At 49.9% G+C, this 19,822-nt stretch carries 21 protein-coding genes and 3 pseudogenes; 3 read left to right on the top strand and 21 right to left on the bottom strand.

Annotated features, from left to right (window positions below; genetic code table 11):
- From DW806_RS08810 to DW806_RS08775, 7 genes and pseudogenes are all read right to left on the bottom strand, one after another.
- Nucleotides 1–283 (bottom strand): annotated as a pseudogene (locus DW806_RS08810) (MobQ family relaxase); the annotation flags it as partial.
- Nucleotides 280–483, bottom strand: coding sequence for a hypothetical protein (locus DW806_RS08805; protein ID WP_243022698.1), 204 nt, complete (start codon nucleotides 481–483; stop codon nucleotides 280–282). The pseudogene DW806_RS08810 and the gene DW806_RS08805, both read right to left, overlap by 4 nt.
- 894 nt (nucleotides 484–1,377) lie before the next feature.
- Nucleotides 1,378–2,766, bottom strand: coding sequence for a tyrosine-type recombinase/integrase (locus tag DW806_RS08795; RefSeq protein ID WP_118729719.1), 1,389 nt, complete (start codon nucleotides 2,764–2,766; stop codon nucleotides 1,378–1,380).
- Nucleotides 2,767–2,775: 9 nt separating this feature from the next.
- Nucleotides 2,776–3,573 (bottom strand): helix-turn-helix domain-containing protein, encoded by a 798-nt coding sequence (locus DW806_RS08790; protein WP_118729718.1) that lies wholly within the window; start codon nucleotides 3,571–3,573, stop codon nucleotides 2,776–2,778.
- Between the two features lie 108 nt (nucleotides 3,574–3,681).
- A complete protein-coding gene (locus DW806_RS08785; RefSeq protein ID WP_118478688.1) occupies nucleotides 3,682–3,882 on the bottom strand; it encodes a helix-turn-helix domain-containing protein in 201 nt (66 codons plus the stop codon).
- Between the two features lie 5 nt (nucleotides 3,883–3,887).
- Nucleotides 3,888–4,289: a type II toxin-antitoxin system PemK/MazF family toxin gene (locus DW806_RS08780; RefSeq protein WP_243022697.1), complete on the bottom strand. Its 402-nt coding sequence runs from the start codon at nucleotides 4,287–4,289 to the stop codon at nucleotides 3,888–3,890.
- A 448-nt stretch (nucleotides 4,290–4,737) separates the two neighbouring features.
- A complete protein-coding gene (locus DW806_RS08775) occupies nucleotides 4,738–4,974 on the bottom strand; it encodes a helix-turn-helix domain-containing protein (RefSeq protein ID WP_118729717.1) in 237 nt (78 codons plus the stop codon).
- A 221-nt stretch (nucleotides 4,975–5,195) separates the two neighbouring features.
- Here DW806_RS08775 and DW806_RS08770 point away from each other — a divergent pair, with 221 nt between their 5' ends.
- Together DW806_RS08770 and DW806_RS08765 are read left to right on the top strand one after the other, a co-directional pair.
- Nucleotides 5,196–6,779: an AAA family ATPase gene (locus tag DW806_RS08770; RefSeq protein ID WP_118729716.1), complete on the top strand. Its 1,584-nt coding sequence runs from the start codon at nucleotides 5,196–5,198 to the stop codon at nucleotides 6,777–6,779.
- A gap of 204 nt (nucleotides 6,780–6,983) precedes the next feature.
- Complete coding sequence (locus DW806_RS08765; RefSeq protein WP_118729715.1) at nucleotides 6,984–7,532, top strand: AbrB/MazE/SpoVT family DNA-binding domain-containing protein; 549 nt, start codon at nucleotides 6,984–6,986, stop codon at nucleotides 7,530–7,532.
- Between the two features lie 290 nt (nucleotides 7,533–7,822).
- On the opposite strand, the gene DW806_RS08760 is transcribed toward DW806_RS08765, so the two are convergent.
- From DW806_RS08760 to DW806_RS08695, 14 genes and pseudogenes are all read right to left on the bottom strand, one after another.
- On the bottom strand, nucleotides 7,823–8,497 hold the full coding sequence (locus DW806_RS08760) for an LPD16 domain-containing protein (protein ID WP_118729714.1): 675 nt from the start codon (nucleotides 8,495–8,497) through the stop codon (nucleotides 7,823–7,825).
- Nucleotides 8,497–8,694, bottom strand: coding sequence for a hypothetical protein (locus tag DW806_RS08755; RefSeq protein WP_147358095.1), 198 nt, complete (start codon nucleotides 8,692–8,694; stop codon nucleotides 8,497–8,499). The genes DW806_RS08760 and DW806_RS08755 overlap by 1 nt, the downstream gene beginning before the upstream one ends.
- 101 nt (nucleotides 8,695–8,795) lie before the next feature.
- Nucleotides 8,796–9,704 carry a radical SAM mobile pair protein B gene (locus tag DW806_RS08750; protein ID WP_118729712.1) on the bottom strand — a complete coding sequence of 303 codons (909 nt, stop codon included), beginning with the start codon at nucleotides 9,702–9,704 and terminating at the stop codon, nucleotides 8,796–8,798.
- On the bottom strand, nucleotides 9,692–10,381 hold the full coding sequence (locus tag DW806_RS08745; RefSeq protein ID WP_118729711.1) for a radical SAM mobile pair protein A: 690 nt from the start codon (nucleotides 10,379–10,381) through the stop codon (nucleotides 9,692–9,694). The genes DW806_RS08750 and DW806_RS08745 overlap by 13 nt, the downstream gene beginning before the upstream one ends.
- Complete coding sequence (locus DW806_RS08740) at nucleotides 10,378–10,815, bottom strand: radical SAM mobile pair system MarR family transcriptional regulator (RefSeq protein ID WP_118729710.1); 438 nt, start codon at nucleotides 10,813–10,815, stop codon at nucleotides 10,378–10,380. Before DW806_RS08740 ends, DW806_RS08745 begins: the two co-directional genes overlap by 4 nt.
- A gap of 164 nt (nucleotides 10,816–10,979) precedes the next feature.
- Nucleotides 10,980–12,098: a CD1107 family mobile element protein gene (locus DW806_RS08735; protein WP_158578332.1), complete on the bottom strand. Its 1,119-nt coding sequence runs from the start codon at nucleotides 12,096–12,098 to the stop codon at nucleotides 10,980–10,982.
- Nucleotides 12,088–12,351, bottom strand: coding sequence for a DUF4315 family protein (locus tag DW806_RS08730; RefSeq protein ID WP_118648705.1), 264 nt, complete (start codon nucleotides 12,349–12,351; stop codon nucleotides 12,088–12,090). Before DW806_RS08730 ends, DW806_RS08735 begins: the two co-directional genes overlap by 11 nt.
- A 15-nt stretch (nucleotides 12,352–12,366) precedes the next feature.
- Nucleotides 12,367–14,043, bottom strand: a complete 1,677-nt coding sequence (locus DW806_RS08725; protein ID WP_118729708.1) for a C40 family peptidase — start codon at nucleotides 14,041–14,043, stop codon at nucleotides 12,367–12,369.
- Nucleotide 14,044: 1 nt separating this feature from the next.
- Entirely contained in the window at nucleotides 14,045–16,432 is a 2,388-nt protein-coding gene (locus DW806_RS08720) for a VirB4-like conjugal transfer ATPase, CD1110 family (RefSeq protein WP_118729707.1), read from the bottom strand.
- Nucleotides 16,362–16,838, bottom strand: coding sequence for a PrgI family protein (locus tag DW806_RS08715; protein ID WP_118729706.1), 477 nt, complete (start codon nucleotides 16,836–16,838; stop codon nucleotides 16,362–16,364). The genes DW806_RS08720 and DW806_RS08715 overlap by 71 nt, the downstream gene beginning before the upstream one ends.
- A 20-nt stretch (nucleotides 16,839–16,858) precedes the next feature.
- Complete coding sequence (locus DW806_RS08710; protein WP_118729705.1) at nucleotides 16,859–17,725, bottom strand: VirB6/TrbL-like conjugal transfer protein, CD1112 family; 867 nt, start codon at nucleotides 17,723–17,725, stop codon at nucleotides 16,859–16,861.
- A gap of 18 nt (nucleotides 17,726–17,743) precedes the next feature.
- Nucleotides 17,744–17,827: pseudogene (locus tag DW806_RS08705) on the bottom strand (Maff2 family mobile element protein); the annotation flags it as partial.
- 90 nt (nucleotides 17,828–17,917) lie between these two features.
- Nucleotides 17,918–19,588 carry a recombinase family protein gene (locus DW806_RS08700; protein WP_118729704.1) on the bottom strand — a complete coding sequence of 557 codons (1,671 nt, stop codon included), beginning with the start codon at nucleotides 19,586–19,588 and terminating at the stop codon, nucleotides 17,918–17,920.
- Complete coding sequence (locus tag DW806_RS08695; RefSeq protein ID WP_117963110.1) at nucleotides 19,589–19,786, bottom strand: hypothetical protein; 198 nt, start codon at nucleotides 19,784–19,786, stop codon at nucleotides 19,589–19,591.
- On the opposite strand from DW806_RS08695, the pseudogene DW806_RS15980 reads away from it, so the two are divergent.
- A pseudogene (locus tag DW806_RS15980) lies at nucleotides 19,760–19,822 on the top strand (tweety protein); the annotation flags it as partial. The gene DW806_RS08695 and the pseudogene DW806_RS15980 sit on opposite strands and share 27 nt — an antisense overlap.

The raw sequence follows: 19,822 nt of genomic DNA, 5'->3' as shown, positions 1-19,822 counted from the left end.
ACGCCCCGGCTTTGCGCTGGGTGTAATAGGCGTTCAGCAGAGAAACAAGGTCGGGTGCCTGCGGCTTGGCAAGCTCTGCTTTTGCTTCGGCAATCCAATCGAACAGGAGAGCGATTTTCTTCTTGATGTCTCGGATAACGGCATTGGTTGCCTTGATCCAGCGGTTGAACTCGCCTTTCTCGGTGCGGATGCCTTTCTTCTCCATTGCCCGGACGGTTGCGCCCTCATGGACGGTGGGAAGTAAATCCACGCCTTGCTGACCGTAAAAATAATCGAAACTCACACGGCTTCACCACCTTCTTTCTGCGGAAAACTTTCTGTTGTCAGCGGAATGCTGCGGAAAGCCATATCCGTCTTTTCGTAAGGACATCGGGCAAAATAGCAGAAGCGGTATTCCTGTTCATACGCATCCATATTAACGAAGCCCCACTTCACGCATGACCTTTTTCGTACACCAACCAATGCACGGGTGATCTCGCCCATAGGGACAGCCATCACATTCCGACTTGGGTTTCGGTGGCAAAGAGATTAAGTAGTAGCAATGATTTCTACCCAGACGGCAACCCTTTCTGCCATTCGTCCAGAAGTAGCAGTAATGGCAATCGCTCGGCTTGTCTACGGCATAAACAGGGTTGCTCAAATAAAACACCTCCAATCTCTTGTATTTGCCCATGGTTTTGGACAAAAAAGAGCGCCTATCTATCCCCGATGCGGGGCAAATAGACGCTCTATGTATACAACCATATTCAATTTTATCTGCCATAACAGCGTGATACTGAAAACATCTGCCTTTTTTGATTAGCAGGAGAGGTATTTTCATTAGCAAGAACAGCCCATTTTCTGCTAAACATTAGCTGGCGATTTTGTCTTATAACCGCAGTTCGATTCCGGAGGGGTTGTCAAAAATCAAATTTGGAGTAGGATTTTATCTCATATAGTGAAAGAGCTTTTTCACAGTTTTTTATATAAGAAAAGCCGAAAACCCTTGAAAACAAAGGCTTTCGGCGTTGTTAGCTGGCGTCCCAGAGAGGATTTGAACCTCCGACCCCACGCTTAGGAGAAGCCCCCCGCCGGTTTCGCCCGTGTTCACCCGAGTTCGTGGGAGTAAGTCGATGCATGCGGTCCCGTGATGCAGAGTCGCTTTGTGTTCACTGTGGTTCATGGAAGATACAGGCAAATTAGACGTTTGTTAGACAATTTCTAATACGGGGGAAGATGCGTATTTTTTTCGCGCGCCAATATTAGACGGTTTTACATGAAATACAGCACTGTTCTTCACATCATAAATCAAGCAAAGGATACTATATAATATATCATAATTCCACGCAAATGAAAAGAGAGCACTTGATCACGGGTGCTCTCTTAGATGGGGGAGGGTTAGCCAAGATTGTCGGCAAGCGCGCTCAGAATCTTGAGCAGGTCGGGGTTTTCGGAGATTTTTTTCAAAAGCGACGGATCGATGCCGGAAGGAGGATTGACAGCAGGGGATGCTTCTTGCGCATCCGGGATTTTGCCACGGTAAAAAACTTGCTCGAACAGCTCGGCGTTATTTTTGCGGTTCTCGTCCATGACATGGGCGTACTGATCTGTCACCATCTGGGCTTGCGCGTGACCGGAGTCACCTTGGACGGATTTGATGTCACCGCCAGTCAGCTGCAATTTGTAAGTGATGCTGGAATGGCGAAGCGAGTGGAAAACAACTTTTGGCAGGTCGTTTTTCTTAATTAATGCTTGGAACATCGCAGTAATCCGTGACTGCTCCACCGGGCTGCCCAGACCATGGGCCAAGACCAAGTTGTAGTCAGTGTACTCGTCACCGAGCGCCTCCTTGGTGCGCTCCTGCTCGCGCTTCCATGCCTCAAGCTGGCGCGCAACAGTTTTCGGGATAAAAACTTTGCGAATGCTAGATTCCGTCTTGGGCTTTTTCAAGACGAGCATGGTTTTGTTGCGCTTCGAGCTCTGAGGGAAGATAAAGAGAACGTCCTTTTGCTCGAGGGACTTCATGGCCGTCTTGTCGACACGCTGTAGTTCTTTCGTGATAATGATGGATGCTGTTCCGTCTGCGATGCTTTTCGGAGAAATATCGACGCAGTCCCAGGTCAGGCCGAGAATTTCACCGATTCGCATGCTGCACGCAAAGGCAAGATTGATTGCCAGCTTCAGACGGGCATCATCGCAAACATCGAGTGCAAGAAAAATCGTCTCAGCATCCCAGACTTCACGTTTTTGGGGTACAGCCTTAGGAACAGTGGCATGGAGAGCTGGATTTTTCTCCATAAGCTCCCATTTGACAGCTTGATTGAAGGCGCTCCGCAGCAAACTGTGGACTTTGCGGACTGTCGCCGGCTGAACAAAACCGGAATCCTTTGCCCCGCGCTTCTGGGTGACATGGGAAACAGCGGGGGTTTTCAGCAACTGCTGATAATATTTCTCGAGGATACGCGGCGATATTTCGCAAAGATCCATTTTGCCTATAATCGGCGAAATATAATTTTTGATAAGGCGCGAATTGCTGGAAAAAACGGACAATGACCATGTTGCTTTGCCATAAAGAGAAATATACTCTTTTAAGAGATCGTTTACGGTCTTACAGGTGGGAACATCCAGCGCGCCGAGCTCCTGACGATGCTCGATCTCTGCCTTACGGCGCTTTGCATCAGCCAGGGTTCGATACGTTTCCCATTTTTGCTTGCGCTTTCCGGATACTTCATCATACTCGTAATGCACGACGAGAAAACGATCGTTTCTATGTACGATTGATGCCATTATTTCACCTCAAATTTCATGTTTATTTTCCTGTTGGAGCAAAATCCACTGGATTTCATCTCGCGAAATCAAATACTTTGCGCCGCATTTCTCCGCGGCGAGTTCGCCGCTTTGAATCATTTGGCGGACATCATTATATGTAATGTGCAGGAGGACAGATGCTTCCTGCATCGAAAAAACCGACTTTGTTTTGTCGATTTCGGTGCAAAACCTGCTCTGATCGGCATGCCAGCGCTCGAAACTCTCTTTGGTCACGCGCCGACGGCCAGCGATAAAAACGAAGTCGAATTTGTCTCGATCCGGGCCATAAAGGAGGATGTGGTAAACAGCCTTGCGAGGAATACCTAAAATTTGTGCAACTTCGGGCATTGTCATCGTCTGTGCTTCAAGAGCAGCATCTCGTGCTCGGTCGGCTCGGGTACGGTATCTGGTTTGCGTTTTATACCAATCTAAAAAATCGCGCTTGGAAATGCGAAGCCAGCTATCAACTTTAAAAGTTTTAATGTTGTAACGTTGAATAATATCGTATATGGTACTGAAGCCTATGCCTAGCTCTTCGGCAAGCTCTTGCGGGGAATAGGATTCTGCACGAAGTACTTTGCCGGGCGGCGGCCTATGGACCTTTTTGTGCTTGACTTGTCGGGCATACCAATGCTCGAAACTGTCTATTATGATTCGAATCTTGCCGTTGATAATAGCGGTCTCGAAGCATTGCTTTTTAACAAGCCAGTACGCATCGGTTTTACCCAGGCCAAGTAGGCGCTGCATCTCCGGGACGGACATTGTAGTCTTTTTCTTTTTTGTCATGGGGATTCTCCTTCGAAAATAGTAGCCAGGTCATTTGACCTAGCTATATTTTAGTTGATGTATAGCGACATTGTTAGGATGTCGAACAGTTGAGCGACATCCTTGACATCAGCAGGATTGGCCATTAAGCCATTCGTCAAAGCTGAATTTGGAAATGCGGATTGCGGTGCCGATTTTAAACCAGTGGAACTGACCGGTTTTCAGCAGCTGATAGACGCTTCCACGGCTAATGCCCAGCATTTTCTGCAACTCAGCGACCGTATAGCAACGCTTGTCGGTGCTGATAGGGATACTATCGATATTTTGCATAAAAATTACTCCTTTTGCTCGTTAGGTGGTATGATGCGGATGATGTGCTGTGGCGGCAGGCCTATGCTCTCGCGAATGCCTAGGTCGATGCACGACATATGGATTGGTCGCACATGACCCAAATAGCGGATGATTTGCGATTTACGTATTGTCTGGATCTGTTCGGCCAAGGCCATGCATGGCTTGTCCAGACCGCGTTGATGCCGCAAGACGTAGTGTGTTGGCATGTCTGTTTTTTTGATTTCAGTCGTAAGAGGAACGACGATCAGGGTCGGTGCAAATCTGTTGCCCTGTTCGTTCTGAACGACAACAACAGGACGGGTGCCTCCTTGAATGTGACCATGATGCTCGCCGAGGTCAGCAAGGTAAATGTCACCTCTGCGAAAACTCCAATTTTTGTTAATCATAGATTTCCACTCCTATTATGTAACGTGGGCGGAGAAGATCCCGCCCACGGTGAATTTCTATTGCTAAAGATTATGTTTCCCGAGAATTTGTCTCTGACGCCCCCTCAGGATCGCAGGCATTAAGCCTGTAGGGAGTCAATCAAGCGGTCGGCTGCGATAACCGACCTCATGGGAATTTCACCCCTTCACTTTCGCGTGAAGCCTCGTACGGAAGTATCTTTAAAAAACGTGAAGGATCGTTGCTGAATATCGCTCGCTCCGATACTTGCAGCGAAGTCACGCTCTTGCCAGTTGGCAATCGTGGCGATCGGTCGCTGATGTAGCTCCCCAACACGGGTTGGACTTGATTGACTGATATTGACTTGTCAAAGAACATGTAAGGATTAATGATCCTTACATAATAATTGTATATTATTGCGAAAGAAGTAACAGGTACAGGGAGTACGGATTACCCGAGTTCAGTTGTTCTGCGATTGGCAAGAAGAATATAATCTGTGCTTGCGTGGAAGAACTTGGACATGGCAATAACCAGATCAAGAGATGGTGTGCGCTTTCCGCGTTCAATTTTTCCAATATGTTCGAGACTGATTCCTAAAGCTTCGGCTAGCTTTTCCTGGGTTAACCCTTTTTCCGTACGCAGCATTTTGATGCGCAGCCCGAGTTCAATTTGAGCGAAATAGTCCATTTGTTAAACTCCTAATTGTTTATTTTAAGGCTGTTTTAGCCTTTCAGTTAAACAATTCAGTTTTGCGGTAAGAAAAGTGAATTTTTGGCGCAACTTTGCTGGTAGAAAATATGGTCGATATGAAATTGAACACTGAAGATCTGCTTCGCTTGCTATTTGTGCGGATGGATGGTAAAATCAATACATAGAGAAGTGATTACCGCTGAAAGGAGATGTTACAGATGGGGAGATTTGTAAATCCAGATAACAGTGCATTTCAGGTCGCGCTGAATGCGGAGATCTATCTCGACAAGACAGGTCTGATTGCATATGCCAACCGCGTGTTGGATACTCCGGATGCCTATATCTGCAACAGCCGACCGAGAAGGTTTGGAAAATCCTATGCAGCGAATATGCTCGCGGCGTATTACAGCAGAGGTACAGATTCCGAGAAAATGTTTGCAGATCTGGACATTGGGAAAACCCCTCTGTTTCGCACGCACCTGAACCGCTATGATGTTATTCATATCGATGTTCAGTGGTTTCGCTCCTATGCGGATGGCAATATCGTTTCAGTCATCACAGAAAGCGTAATGGAGGAGCTGCGAGATATCTATCCGGATATTCTGCCGTCCGAGGTTGCTTCTCTGCCGGATGCCTTGTCTCGTGTGCGCGAAAAGACCGGACGGAAATTTGTTATCATCATTGACGAATGGGATGTGCTCATTCGAGATGCATCGGCTGATACAAAAATCCAGAACGAATATATCAGCTTCCTGCGCGGTCTCTTTAAGGGAGTCGAGCCGACAAAGTATATTGCGCTTGCCTATTTGACGGGTATTCTCCCAATCAAAAAAGAAAAAACGCAGTCAGCACTCAATAACTTTAACGAATTCACCATGCTGAGCCCCGGTCCACTCGCTCCGTTTATCGGTTTTACTGAGGACGAAGTGCAGCGGCTTTGCAGCACATATCACCGGGACTTTGGCGAGGTGAAACGCTGGTATAACGGCTATCTACTGAACGGTCAGCAGATCTATAATCCGAGGGCAGTCGTCAGCGTGATGCAGCGGCAGGAGTTCCGCAGCTACTGGTCGGAAACAGCATCGTATGATGCGATTGTTCCGCTCATCAACATGGACTACGATGGTCTGAAAACCGCTGTCATCGAAATGCTGTCAGGCGCGTCGGTCAAAGTGAACACCGCGACATTCAAAAATGATACGGCAAATATCAACAGCAAGGACGATGTGCTGACCTATTTGATCCATCTCGGCTATCTTGGCTACGATCAGAGGGAAAGAACCGCATCCGTTCCAAATGAAGAAATCCGCCAGGAACTAACCACGGCCGTGGAGAGTAAGCCGTGGAATGAGATGCTACTGTTTCAACAGGAGTCTGATAAGCTGCTCGATGCAACGCTCGATAGGGACTGTGCCGCAGTAGCAGAGCAGATCGAGAAGATTCACAATGAATATACGTCAGTCATTCAGTACCATAACGAAAATTCGTTGAGCAGTGTTCTGACGATCGCCTACTTGAGCGCGATGCAGTATTATTTTAAGCCGGTTCGTGAACTGCTGGCCGGCCGCGGATTTGCGGATTTCGTATTTCTGCCTAAACCGGAATACCGGAGTGATTATCCGGCGCTGATTGTCGAGCTGAAGTGGAACAAGAACGCGCAGACCGCTTTGCAGCAGATTAAGGATCGAAATTACCCTGCATCGATTGTGCAGTATACGGGCGATATCCTGCTTGTTGGCATCAACTATAACAAAGACACCAAAGAGCACGAGTGCGTGATCGAAGAATATAGAAAAAGATAAGCACAGCCGTTAAGAGTAGATTTACAGCCTCTCTTAACGGCTGCGTTATATAATGCAGGGTTTTACCTATAAATTTGCGGATAAGATCTCTTTATAGCCCTATGCAGTAACTCGTGCAGGGACAGCGTTATCGTGTAAATAATGAACAATAAAATTCGCTATATTGGTGTCCAATGGATATAATAATAGCAGGGAGTGATATGAGTGTCGATAGAACAGCGCAAGGCAAAAATTTTAATCAACAAGGCAGGCGGAACGGCTGGCGCGGATGCGAAAAACTATCGCGTGGCACTGCCGTCCGCCTGGATAAACGAACTGGGGATTGACGAAGAATCGCGCGAAGTTGTGCTGCAGTTTGATGGTGAATCCATCACGATACGGCGTGCTGTATCGGGCGGCTACTCAGACTTTGTGGATACCGCTCGTCGGCACGGACATGAGCTGCTTGTCCTGCATTTTTACGATGGTAACGCACTGTGTACGAAAATCTGCGCAGACAGAACAATGCGCACGCTGGCAATCGAAAATCACACAGCGGATGTGTTACGGACGGCATTTGGTGTCAACCAAAACCCGACTTGGGACGATTTGCAGGAGCTTTTAGAAAGCCGCTGTGTGCCGCGTCAGCGAGACGGCCTGCGCTATTATTTAGCGGAACTGGGACTGGAAAAGTATGAACCGTTGGAAATCATTCGCAGGACAGAAGGCCGCATGGCAGAGGACAACTGTCGCCTTGTGATCATGGAGGGATGAGCGTGGTAATCAAGCGGACGACAGGAAACCGCATTGCAGGAACTTCGTCAAAGGGCAATCAGGAGAAGTGGCAGGAGGACGGCCGCTGGTTTAAGCTGGATATGTTCGGCTATGAAGGGCTGGCGGAAACTGTGACTTCGGCGCTGTTGTCTCGAACCAATATTATTGAACTGGGTTTTCAATATGTAACCTACCGCATGGAGCGGCTAGAGGTCCATGGCCGCACCCGCAACGGCTGTTCCAGTGCAGACTTTTTGCAGCCGGGAGAATCCATTCTGACACTTGCCGATTTACTGCGCAAAGGCGTAGGCTCGGACTGGCAGTCGCAAGTAAAAAGACTTCCCAATATGCAGGCAAAAAAGGGAATTCAGCTTTTCCTCTGCGACATCGGCAGCACGCTCCTCAACCATTTCGTAATCCATCGGAACGAAGCTCCTGTCCTGCCAGCCGAGATCCTGCAGGAGCATATCTCTGCACTGCTGAATGGTGATGTGCTTCAAATCAATATCGCCGCCGTCAATTTCGCTGAACTGCCGGTCATAAACAGAGTAGTCCCAGCCGGTTTCGGTGGACTGAATGGAGAGATATTCGCGGTGCCCAATCTGCCAGGAGGCCTGGTTTGCCGTAATTTCCGGTTCGGGAGAGACTGTGCCGCCGCCGCGCTCCATCATCTCAGCGAACTCGCAGATGTGATAGACCCGGCCGGCAATTCTGGTGTGGTAATCATCAATATACACGCAGGGAGAAACAAAGTGCCTGCCTGCATAGTCGATCTGCACCTTGCCGCCGTCCGGGATACGGAACAGCTCGTTGTAGTCGCTGGTGATAAAACGGATGCTGTGATCGTGAGCATCCTCCGGATGCTCTTTTCGATAGGCGCGTCTGGCTTCCTTGATCTGCTCCAGCGTGCGAAGTGCAACTTCGGAAACCACTTCACCTTTGAGTCCGATCTCCTCAAGCGCCATCACCCTGCACAGGCGAGGGGATTGCGGATCGGGTTTTCCAGCATCTCCTCATAGGTGATCAGACCAGTGTGCTGGGCAGCACCGGTAGCTTTATCGAAGGTCTCATACGCAAACCCCGTCTGCGTGACCGTTTCCTTCACGTGCAGGTAGGATTCGTGATCCACCAGATAAAGGGCTTCTTTCTTTTCAAACATCAACGTAATCTTTCTCCTTTCGCAAAAAAATTAGCAGCCAGGCACCGAAGTGCATGACTGCTATGTGAGGAACGGTATTCTGTTTTAGGTCCGCAAACTGGAAGTTAGCGATTTCTTTTTCCGGTATTCTCTGTCCCTCGGATTTCCTCATGATAGAAATAATCTACGATCACCGGATGTCCCTGCGGGACTCTGCCATAAGGCATTTCATTATCCACAAATGGGCAATCATACTTCTTAGCCATTTCCTCAGCTTTTACTTCAAGTGCTTCAAAGTAGCTGCGGTTATGCTTGTTATAGATCTCGTCGTAAAGCGGTACAAGATCAGGATATTTTCCGGCGATATAATCCATGATCGTCTTTTTGAAGCCGCCCCGAAGATTGAGGTTTTCGAGCCAGAACAGGTCACACTGATCCTTTACCCGCTCAAATATGGCTTCAAAATCCGTGATGCCGGGGAATACCGGAGATACGAAACAGACAGTACGGATCCCTTCGTCATATACCTGCTTCATAGCAGCGATACGCCGCTCAATGCTAGAAGCAGAGTCCATATCGTTCTTGAAATTTTCATCTAGTGTGTTGATCGACCATGAAACGGTCACCCGTCCAAGCTTCTTCAGCAGATCAATATCCCTTACCACAAGATCAGACTTTGTGCAGATCAGAATATCTGCGTCACTGCCGATCAGCTGCTCCAGAAGTTTTCTGGTATTCCTGAATTGCTCCTCCTGTGGATTGTACCCATCTGTCACAGAACCGATGACCACCCGCTGTCCGGCAAATTTCTTCGGATTTTTAATTTCCGGCCAATGCTTCACATCAAGGAAAGTGCCCCATTCCTCCGTGTGTCCGGTAAAACGCTTCATAAAAGAAGCATAGCAATACTTGCAGGCATGTGTACAGCCTACATAAGGATTGACCGAGTAACCGCCTACCGGCAGACTGGACTTGGTCATGATGTTCTTTGTTTCCACCTCACGAATGAGGATTCCATCGATTACTTCTGCCATGATCTCTGTACCTCTAACACTTTATTAAATTCTTCCGGCATTTCCTGAATCATATTTTCATCCCCTATGATAGGGACAAGGTCTTCCTTCATAAACACCGGAATGCCGAGCGTATGTGCCTGGTCTGTCAGAGACCATGCCCACTCCGGCTCCGTATGAACCTTCCTGCTCTGAACCCCGGTCATAGTGCCGACAACGATCCAGTTGATTCCGGAAAGGTCAACTGTACTGGGATCGTCGAATAACGGCTCAAAGGTAACATGGTAATGCTTTGCTCTGACGTTTTTCCGAAGGGCGTCGATACGCCACAGTTCTGCTTTCCTCGTCACCGTAACGCCAAACCATGCGTTTTCCAGATCGGTATCAAAATCCAGCAGATCGGGGCGCTTGGTAAGAAACAGGAACTGATGCTGTGGATTTTCACGGATCTTTGCAAATACCTCGTCTCTCCATTCCGGCTTCCATCCGGAGAGATCGCTCATGCCGGTAAGAAGAAAGTTCTGCGGACGTTTCTTTTCCATCATCTTGAGCTTGCCCGGAAAGAACTCAGGATCAGCAAAGTCATCAATCATATGCCAGCGCTTTACATTGTTGCGGGCATAGCAATATGTACACCCCACTGTGCAGCCGATGACGAGATTCATGTTCTGAATCTGATCTTTGATACAAATACTCATGATTTCTGCCACTCCTCAAGATTCTTTCTGATACGGTCGAGGCATTCCTCAAACTGGGTAATTTCTTCCTCCGAAAAACCTTTGTAGTAAATACTGCCCATTTTATCAGATACAGAATCGTATTTGTCCTTTAAGGCATGTGCTTTTTCAGTCAGAAACAGGAGTGTTTTCCTTTTGTCCGTTTCAGACTGAACACGGCTTATCAGTCCTTGATGTTCCATTCTTTCCAGCATCGTCGTAAGAGATGTTATCGCTAATCCGCATTTGACCGAGAGTGACCTGATTGAGATTCCATCTTCCTGCCACAGTACATAAAGAATACGCCCTTGGGCTCCGTTAAACGCATCAATATTCTTTTCGCTGAGAATCTTCTCAAAAATCCGGTCACCAAGCTGTTTTATTTTGGTGACAAGAAATCCACCATTCATTTTCACACAAAAACTCCTATATAGTATTTTATCAAATAATACTATATAGGAGTTTTACTGTCAACAGTTTGTATGTCTAAGTAGAAGTAAATTTCTATTTGTCGCTTTGCGTATATTATATCACATATGTAAAGGCAGCCCGAAGGCTGCCCCAGAAATAAATCTTTTCTTTATTCCTTCGTGTCCTCGGGCTCGGGCATATATTCAGCATCGTCCTCGGGATAAGATTCGTCCTCGTATTCCTCCGGAAGCACGTATTCGTCCTCATCTTCCTCGGTATAATCCGCATCCGGATCAGGTCGCTGTTCAGCGGCCTTTTTCTTTTTGGTCTGCATCATGAAATATCCGCCGCCACAGGCGATCAGGATGATGAACACGCCGATGATCGGCAGCACGGGAGCGGCCTTCTTTTCTGCCTTTGGAGGCTCCTGCTGCTCGGGCTCCTCTGTTTCAGAGGGTGCCTGAGGCGCTGCTTCGGTCTCATCCTTCTCGGCATTGGCGGCATCCTGTGCCGTCTGGAAGGACTTTACCTGCTCCTCGTCCATCAAGGCGAAAAGGTCTGCCTCATCCACCATATTCAGAAGATGTACGTTCTCCTCACCCTTGTCGTTGCGGTCAATAATGAGATAGAAGTAGTTGCCGGATTTCGTGACAAGGGTAATGAACTGCTGACCGGAATCGGTAGAAGAACCAATATCATCGACCAGTGTCAGATTGCCCTCGGGCGTGAGCGAAGTGCCGGTCTGATTGATGCTGTTCATTATGAGGTAAAGCATCATGGAGAGAAATTCCTCATCGACCGTTCCGCTTTCCTGCTCCTTTTTGAGCATGCCTACATAATCCTTGTAGACATAGCCGGTTCGCTCGGGAACAACGACCTGATACCAGTCACCGTCCTTGCTGACCACCTGCACCTTCTCGCCGGGCAGCAGGTGACCGATGATTTCGTACTCCATGCCGGAGCCGGAGCGAAGGTTCAGATAGCTGTTCACTGCATCGCTGACCGTGCCGTCGGTTCTGTCCTGCCCGGCGTCCTCGGCAGACCATTTCCAGTCACCGAAGGAGAAGGTGAGCTTGCCGTTCTCATCGACATCCACCTCGTAAGGCAGCTTTTCCTGCTCGGCCTGCGCTGCATCCGAAGTGGCATCCGAAGCGGCCTCTGCGTTTTCCGTAACCGGTGCAGTCTGCTTTTCGGCAGTTTCGGTGTCGGCGGCAAAGCAGGTCGCAGGAAGTACGCCTGTCATCAGAAAGCCAGCCATAAGACCTGCCGTCATTCGCTTAATATTCATTTTCGGTTTCCTCCTTGTCATAGTCCGATACGCTGTTCTGCTGCGGATAAACACCGACAGTCCCCTGGGCGGCCAGTGAGATGATCTGTGCGAGCTGCTCCGGCGTCAGATTGGCAGCGTGCACCATGGAATGGATGACACCGTTCTCCTCCTCGCGGTAGCGGTTCTCCAGATCCTTTACGCGCTGATTCCATTCGGCCTGCTTTTCGCGGGCACGCTTCAAATCAGCGCCAATCCTTTCGAGTTTTGTCATGTCTGAGACCTCCTGTCAGGTTGGAATTCGCCCATAGCAGTAGAAATGCTCCTGCCAGTAGGACGTGTTGACGGATGCGTAGGAAATCGGGTTGCCGCAGTGAATCATCATGCCGTTGCCGACATAAATGCCAACGTGGCTTGCACCCGAGGTGTTATAAGTATTCTGGAAGAAAATCAGATCGCCGGGCCGTGCATCACTCGGCCGGATGATTTTGCAGTAGTTTCTGAGTCCTTCGGCGGTTGTGCGCCCCACATTCCAGCCGTTGCCGCAGTGGTCGATAACATAGCAGACAAAGCCGGAGCAGTCAAAGCTGGTCGATGGAGAAGAGCCGCCCCAGACATACGGATAGCCGAGATATTTCTCCGCCTCTCGGATCATGTTGGCAAAGCGCTGGTCGGTCAGAGCCTCGCCGGGAATATCGTATTTCAGATAGTCACTGCCTGCCGAAACATAGGGATCGTCGGCAAAGAGATAGTCTTTGTTGCCCTTGGTCTGCAGCAGAATGGCATAGCGCTCGGACTGATCCTCGTTCATGCCGCCGGACTCGGTGATGACATGCCCGAGATTTTTGTTCACGAGCGTGACATTGAGAATTTTCCTCTTTCGGGATACCACCTTCTCGATTTTCAGCTCATATTGCAGATCAAAGAGCGTTTGCAGGGTGGACTGCACCTCGCTTCGGCTGTAATCCTCGAACAGAACCGTCAGATAGGCGGTCAGCTGATAGGGGTCATGACCGATCTCATCGAGGTGGTAGTTATATTGATCGTATCCGGGACAGGCCGATTCGATGTTGTCGATCCTTTTCTGAAGAGCAGCTTCGAGTGCCTTGTAGTCATCGTTTGCGCCGATAATATCCTTGTCCTTTGCGGTGAAGGTGGTCGCAACGACAGCACTCGAGCTGCCCGGCAAAAACGCAGAGCAGGAGGAAAGGGCAGAGGACACCATCATGAAAAGGAGCATCACGGCTCCGACGGTGAGAAACAGCTGCGGATGCTTTGCCGCCTGCTCAAAGAGCTTATCCTTGAAATCTGTGAGCTTCTGTCCAATCGACTTGATGCCCGCAGTGCCTTCTGTGGCTGCAGAACCTGCATTTGATGCCGCCGCCTCGGCTCTTTTGGCGGCGGCATATTCCTTGCGGATCGCCTTTTTCTGCTGCCATCGGGAGAGTGGGTTGGAGAAATTCTCCGGATGCTCCGCCATGCGTTTCTGATAGAGTGCCTCGACGTTCGCGGCATCGGATTTGCCTTGCAGACGCTCTGCCTTCCGGTATGCTTTCAGCTTCCTGCTGTAAATGCTATGCTCAACGGCATGGGCGCTGAGTTCAGTCACTTGTGCTGAGGTGTCCGCCGCCTGCACGGCCGTGTTTTCATCCTGGTTGTCTGCGGCAATCTGTCTGTGAACGGTGTCGGAAACGACAGCCGCCGCAGAGCGAGCCATCGAGCGGGTGAAGCGGCGGCCCCTGCCGGTCAGTTCGCCGGCAGGGATCTCCTGCTTTTCGAAGGTAAGATGCACTTTGCGCTCAGCGGTTTTGTCTGCTTTCAGCTTGAGCCTGCGTCTTTTCGGCGCTTTTTCGGCGGCACGGTCTGCCTTGTCTGCTGCTTTTTCAGCTCTGGCGGCGGCCTGCCTGACCTTCGGACTGGCAAGCTCCTCTTTTGTAAAGCGCAGTCTGGTTGCCTTCCTTGCCATATCACGCCTCCTTCGTCTCCGAAATGTCGGACAATTTGGTCGTCATTATTTTATAAAGCGCCAAATCAGTCGGGAAGTGATCCACGAACGGAAGGATGACATTCCCGTAGAACAGCAGGCCTTCGCCCTCACCGGAATGGGTCACATAAGAGAGCTGGTGAGGGGAAATGTTCAGCTGCTGCGCCAGGATCTGGCGGTCACCGGCAGCCTGATTCAGCATATACACAAAATCAGAGTTCTCGAAAATGTTCTCCACCTCGCGGCTGGACAGCAGGTCTTTGACGTTCTGTGTGATGCCGGTGGGAATGCCGCCCCATTTACGGAAGCGCTTCCAGATCTCCACGGAGTAGGCGGCGGTCTGCTCCTCCTTCAGCAGAAGGTGAAACTCATCCATATAGTAGCGAGTGGTCTTACCTGCGCTGCGGTTGGCCGTTACGCGCCCCCACACCTGATCCTGCACGATGAGCATGCCGATCTTCTTCAGCTGCTTGCCAAGCTCCTTGATGTCATAGCAGACAAAGCGGTTGTTGATGTCCACATTGGTCCTGTGATTGAACAGATTCAGAGAGCCTTTGACGTAAATCTCAAGCGCCGTTGCCACACGGTGCGCTTCCTTTTCCTCCTGCTGCAGAAGCGCATGGTAGAGATCCTCCAGCAGCGGCATATTTTCCGGCTTCGGATCCTCAAAGTAGTGCTGATAGATCTGATGCACACAGCGGTCGATGACTGTCTTTTCAATGGGCTGCAGGCCCTCCTTGCCGCCGACGATCAGCTCGCAAAGAGAAAGAATGAAATCAGCCTTCAGCGCCAGAGGATTGTCATCCTCGGAATAGGACTCGTTGATATCCATGGGGTTGATATAGTGGGTGCTGGTCGGGCTGATCTTAATGACCTGACCTTCCAGGCAGTTGACCAGCGGGGTATACTCCGCCTCAGGATCGCAGATGATGACATCATCATCGGTGACCAGAAAGGCGTTGGTGATCTCACGTTTTGCAGAGAAGGACTTGCCGGAACCGGGTGTGCCGAGGATCAGCCCGTTCGGGTTCTTCAGCTTCTTTCGGTCTACCATAATCAGATTGTTGGAGAGAGCATTCAGCCCGTAATACAGGGCTTCATCGCCGTTCTGGAACAGCTCCTGCGTGGTAAAGGGGATGAAGATCGCCGTGGAGCTGGTGGTCAGCGCCCGCTGGATCTCGATCAGGTTATTCGCAAGAGGAAGGCTGCTCATCAGGCCCTGCTCCTGCTGGAAGTCCAGCCTTCTCAGGTTGCAGTTGTGCTTCTGGGCGATGGAGCTGGCCTGAAACACATTGTTTTCAAGCTCCTGCTCCGTCTTGCCGGTGTTCATGATGAGAAAGGTGATCAGGAACATGCGCTCGTTCTGAGACTGCAGCTCCTTCAGAAGAGCTTTCGCATCCTTGCCGTAGGTAGCCAGATCCGAAGGGATGATGTCCATGTCATACCCGGCACGGACGGCCTTCTTCTGCTCCTCAATCTTGCTGCGGTCCAGTTCGGTAATGGTGTGCTTGATCTGCTTGATGGCAGCGGTCTGGTCCACTGACTGGATGTGCATGGTGACGATCTCGCTGGTCTCCATATCCAGAAAATCCTTCAGAAGCTGGTCGGAAAGATCCGATGCCGTGATCTGCAGATAGCTCATAGCTCCGTGGAGGCTTCCCATGGTAAAGGTTCTGCCTCCGGGAAAGGAGAAGGATGTGGGCGCGATGAAATCCTTCACGGAAAGGCCGGAACCTGCCAGCCAGTTCCAGTCGAAGTAAAAACGGTCATTGTCGCCCATGTGGAACATGGCGTGCATGAGCTGCAGGCGATCCTTGCCGTTCAGAACCTTTGCCACCACACCCAGGCGTTTGAAGTTGTTCATCAGATTGGTCTGAACATGATCCAGACGGGGCTTTGCCTCGCGCATGGACTCGGCTTCAATGCCGAAGGTGATATATTTGGTCTTGGTCAGGCCGTTATTACCCTGCGCAAGCTGCGTCTTCAGCATCTGGCTGTACTCGCTGCGGACGCTGTTGAAGTGGTCGTTTCTGAGGGGAATGCGGATGTTCTTTTCAAACACCTCCGCATCAGTTGCCATGTTCATGAAGGACAGCTCAAAGTGGATAGAGCTGTCGAAAAAATTCAGGAAGGAGCACCACTCTTCAAAGATCGCGGTCTTGTCCTCCTGCTGCGCCAGCTGGTAGTTGATGTCCTGATACTGAATGGTCTTGGTATAATACCGATCGCTCACACGGCAGATGCCATCCGGAAACATGCGCTGAAAGGGAATCGACTGCTGCGCGGTGCGGGGAATGCCGTCATCCCGCTTCGCCCGTTCGATGATCTCCTGCACCTGCCGTGCCTGCGCTTTCGTCAGATTCTTCGGCATGTTCAGATCTCTTTTTTCTGCCTTTCGAAACAGACTTTTCATCGTAAACAATATTTTTTACCTCCATTTCTGCCTGTGCCTGACGGAGCAGGACGGCATAGTAATTGTTCGTCTGATAAGGGCGAACCTTCGGCCTTACAAACTTGGCCTGAATGAACTGCTTTGCGATTTTTTCCAAAGGCTGACCGTCCCGTTCATACATACCGAGAAAGAAGAACGGCATCATGATGAGGATCATGCAGATGGATGCCATGCTGGTATTGCCGTCGGCCTTGAGCAAAAAGAAAGACGGGACACCGATCAGTGCGCCCGCCCCAAAGCAGAAAAGTTGACGTTTTGTCAGATTAAATAAGATTTTGGATTTAACCCTCGTAAGATCACGGGGGACAGGAATATAAGCTGCCACTGCGAACCGGACCTCCTTCCTTAGTGTGCCGAGAATACACTCTTTGCAAGTGCACCGGTCTTAAATAACGTGAAGCACAGAAGCACGGTGTATCCGAGAATGCCCCAGATGGATCCGATGATGTCATCCGAAACAGAAATGCTCTGGATCAGCACCGCATAAATGCCGACACAGATCATAATGAGGAAGCCTTGAAAGCCGAGCGCAAACAGGGAACGAAGGTAGTTCTGTCCCACCATACTCTGTTCGCGGTTTCCGAAGGTGGAGAACGGGATCGGTGCCATACTGGTCATCAGGTAAATCTCGATCATTCGTCCATAGACGATCACGAAGATCAGAACGCTGAGCGCCTTGATGGTAAACTGGACCACCATGCACTGCATGAACAGGCCAAAGAGTGACCCGAGTTCCATGGCTTCGAGCGTGTCCTGCATGGTTTCCAATGCAGATGTATCCACAGCCGTACTCCCGGCGATGAGTCCGCCTGCGTTATTGATAACATGCTGCGACACATCAAATACGGCCATCACGATATTAAACGTGTTGGTGATAAGCATCACGGCGACAAAGGTCTTGAAGATCCACTTGAAGAAAATCCAGGTTTCAAAGCTGGCGAGGTTGTTGTGGTCAATGATCATCTGAATCAGCTCATAGCACGCGATGAATGTCAAGATCAGACCTGCAATCGGGATAATCACTGATTCGGAAACATTCCGGATCATGGCGAAGACACCCGGCGAAAAGTTCGCCGGAGTCGTCCCCACCTGCGTCGCAATATCGCCGACCTGTGTGTTTACCGAATCAAACAGTCCCGTCAGCTGATTCATGATTGCGGAAACAAGCAGTTCCTTTAACCATTCGCCAATCTGATCGAGTACGCTGTCCAACGATCAACACTCCTTTCCTTAGCCGAACAGGCCGGAGAGCAAAGGTACCAGCGTGATGCCAATGAGCGCCACGCCGCCGCCAGCCATGAGCTGTTTTATCCCCAATTAGGTGTAAAACTCTGCTCGATGGCGGGCGGCGGCGTACAAAAAATCTATATGGTATTTTTAAGAGAACCGTCCCGGCGGGACAGGTCAGGCAGTGACCTGTTCAACCTCCGGGATGGGTTTGAGATTAAAATGAATTTCGATAGAAATGTGTCTTGTTTTATCTTCGTCAATGCGCTCATGCACGACGATTTCTTTGATTAAGCGGTTGAGGGTGGCTGCGTCCAGCTCTGTGATATTGGCGTATTCCTGAATGGCTTCCACCCATTGTTTTGCGTCATTGGCAAGCTGGACTTCATCGGACAGCCGCTTTCTGCCCTCGGACACTTTTGCTTTAAGCTCCGCTTGCTCGGTCTGTGTCTTTTCCAGCATGGTGTTGAAATTCTGTTCACTGATACGCCCTGCAATCATATCCTCATAAAGCCGCATGACCATTTTGTCCAGAACCTCAATCCGTTCCTCGTCCCTTGTAAGGGAGCGTTCCATTGCTTCCCGCTGTTCCCGCTGCTCGGCTTCACAGGTATTGGTCAGGCGGTCGGCAACCGCTTCCCCGTCCATCAGGGCAGCTCTGGCACATTCCCGTATTTTCCGCAGCACATGGCTGTAAAGGGTGTCATAATCAATCCGGTGCTGGGTGCAGTGGTTCTTTCCAAAGGCATTGTAGGTCTTGCAGGAGTATATCCGCTGGGGATGTTTTGCGTTTGTGTAGCGTACCGTCAACGACTTCCCACACTCGCCGCATTTTAACAGTCCGGCAAACAGGCTGATTTCATTGGTCTGCCCCGGACGCTGGCGGGATTTCAGCTTGTTCTGCACAATGTCAAAGCTCATGCGGTCAATCAGCGGTTCATGCTGCCCCTCCACCACAATCCAGTCCTCCGGCTTCTTTTCCCCAATCGTGCCGATTTTGAAACGGTAGTCCTTTTTCTGGGAAGCAATCGCCCCGGTGTAGACGGGATTCATCAAAAGGTCTTTGATAACGGAGAAGTCCCACATATACCGCCCGTTTTCCGGGTCTTTCTTTTCCCATTTGGTGCGGGTATTGCGAAGCCCCCGTTCCCGGTTCCACCATGTGGGGCAGGGGATTTTTTCTTCCTCCAGCCGTCTGCGGATATAGTTCGGACCATGTCCGTTCAGGGCATATCCGAAAATCAGCCGCACAATCGGGGCGGTTTCCTCGTCAATGAGCAGATGGTTTTTGTCCTCCGGGTCTTTCCGATACCCAAACGGGGCAAGACACCCGGTAAACTGTCCTTTCTGCGCTTTCAGAAGATAAGAGGAATGGACTTTCTTGGAAATATCCTTGCTGTACATCTCGTTCAGGATATTCTTGAACGGGGCAATATCGTTGTTATCCCGCAGGGTGTCGATACCGTCATTCATGGCGATATAGCGGACACCGTTTCTTGGGAAAAAGTCCTCAATCAAATGCCCGGTTTGCAGATAATTACGCCCCAGTCGGCTGAGGTCTTTCGTGATGACAAGGTTGACCTGCCTGCGCTCAATGGCTCTCAACATTCTCTGTAGATCAGGACGCTCCATATTAAGACCTGTGAAGCCATCGTCCTGATAGACTGCCACAACCTCCCATCCCTGCTTTTCGCAGTATTTTTCCAGCATATCACGCTGGTTTGCGATACTGGCACTTTCGCCTTGCAGGTCATCGTCCTTTGACAGTCTGCAATAGACCGCTGCACGATACCCTCCGGCAAGTGCCGAACCGATTGTTCTGTATTCCATTTCGTTCATCATAGCCATTTACCCACACAATCCAGACGGTATCTGGCTCTTTTGAACCTCATCTTCATTATACTCCATATCTTTCTTTTTAGCAAGATATTCTTTTATATTTGTTTTTCCGTATTTCTGGGAAATCAGGCTGACGAACACATCGGTGGCGTCCAGCTCCCCGTCAAATACAGTGGTCACATGAATCTCTGTTTTGTTTTTTGCCATAGGCAGTTATCCTCCATACATGAAAATAGCCAGACA

It is taken from the genome of Butyricicoccus sp. AM32-19 (assembly GCF_003480365.1).
GTDB lineage: Bacteria > Bacillota > Clostridia > Oscillospirales > Butyricicoccaceae > Agathobaculum > Agathobaculum butyriciproducens.
Note: the sequence above shows the minus strand (reverse complement) of the source record. Positions and strands in the feature narration are given on the sequence as shown.

Bases quoted from the DNA above. Each gene is read 5' to 3' on its own strand.
- DW806_RS08780 (WP_243022697.1), bottom strand. From the start codon at position 4,289: ATGATTAACAAAAATTGGAGTTTTCGCAGAGGTGACATTTACCTTGCT.
- DW806_RS08795 (WP_118729719.1), bottom strand. From the start codon at position 2,766: ATGGCATCAATCGTACATAGAAACGATCGTTTTCTCGTCGTGCATTAC.
- DW806_RS08785 (WP_118478688.1), bottom strand. From the start codon at position 3,882: ATGCAAAATATCGATAGTATCCCTATCAGCACCGACAAGCGTTGCTAT.
- DW806_RS08760 (WP_118729714.1), bottom strand. From the start codon at position 8,497: ATGGCGCTTGAGGAGATCGGACTCAAAGGTGAAGTGGTTTCCGAAGTT.
- DW806_RS08745 (WP_118729711.1), bottom strand. From the start codon at position 10,381: ATGAGTATTTGTATCAAAGATCAGATTCAGAACATGAATCTCGTCATC.
- DW806_RS08730 (WP_118648705.1), bottom strand. From the start codon at position 12,351: ATGACAAAACTCGAAAGGATTGGCGCTGATTTGAAGCGTGCCCGCGAA.
- DW806_RS08735 (WP_158578332.1), bottom strand. From the start codon at position 12,098: ATGAATATTAAGCGAATGACGGCAGGTCTTATGGCTGGCTTTCTGATG.
- DW806_RS08750 (WP_118729712.1), bottom strand. From the start codon at position 9,704: ATGGCAGAAGTAATCGATGGAATCCTCATTCGTGAGGTGGAAACAAAG.
- DW806_RS08725 (WP_118729708.1), bottom strand. From the start codon at position 14,043: ATGGCAAGGAAGGCAACCAGACTGCGCTTTACAAAAGAGGAGCTTGCC.
- DW806_RS08775 (WP_118729717.1), bottom strand. From the start codon at position 4,974: ATGGACTATTTCGCTCAAATTGAACTCGGGCTGCGCATCAAAATGCTG.
- DW806_RS08700 (WP_118729704.1), bottom strand. From the start codon at position 19,588: ATGGCTATGATGAACGAAATGGAATACAGAACAATCGGTTCGGCACTT.
- DW806_RS08695 (WP_117963110.1), bottom strand. From the start codon at position 19,786: ATGGCAAAAAACAAAACAGAGATTCATGTGACCACTGTATTTGACGGG.
- DW806_RS08770 (WP_118729716.1), top strand. From the start codon at position 5,196: ATGGGGAGATTTGTAAATCCAGATAACAGTGCATTTCAGGTCGCGCTG.
- DW806_RS08790 (WP_118729718.1), bottom strand. From the start codon at position 3,573: ATGACAAAAAAGAAAAAGACTACAATGTCCGTCCCGGAGATGCAGCGC.
- DW806_RS08720 (WP_118729707.1), bottom strand. From the start codon at position 16,432: ATGCCGAAGAATCTGACGAAAGCGCAGGCACGGCAGGTGCAGGAGATC.
- DW806_RS08805 (WP_243022698.1), bottom strand. From the start codon at position 483: ATGGGCGAGATCACCCGTGCATTGGTTGGTGTACGAAAAAGGTCATGC.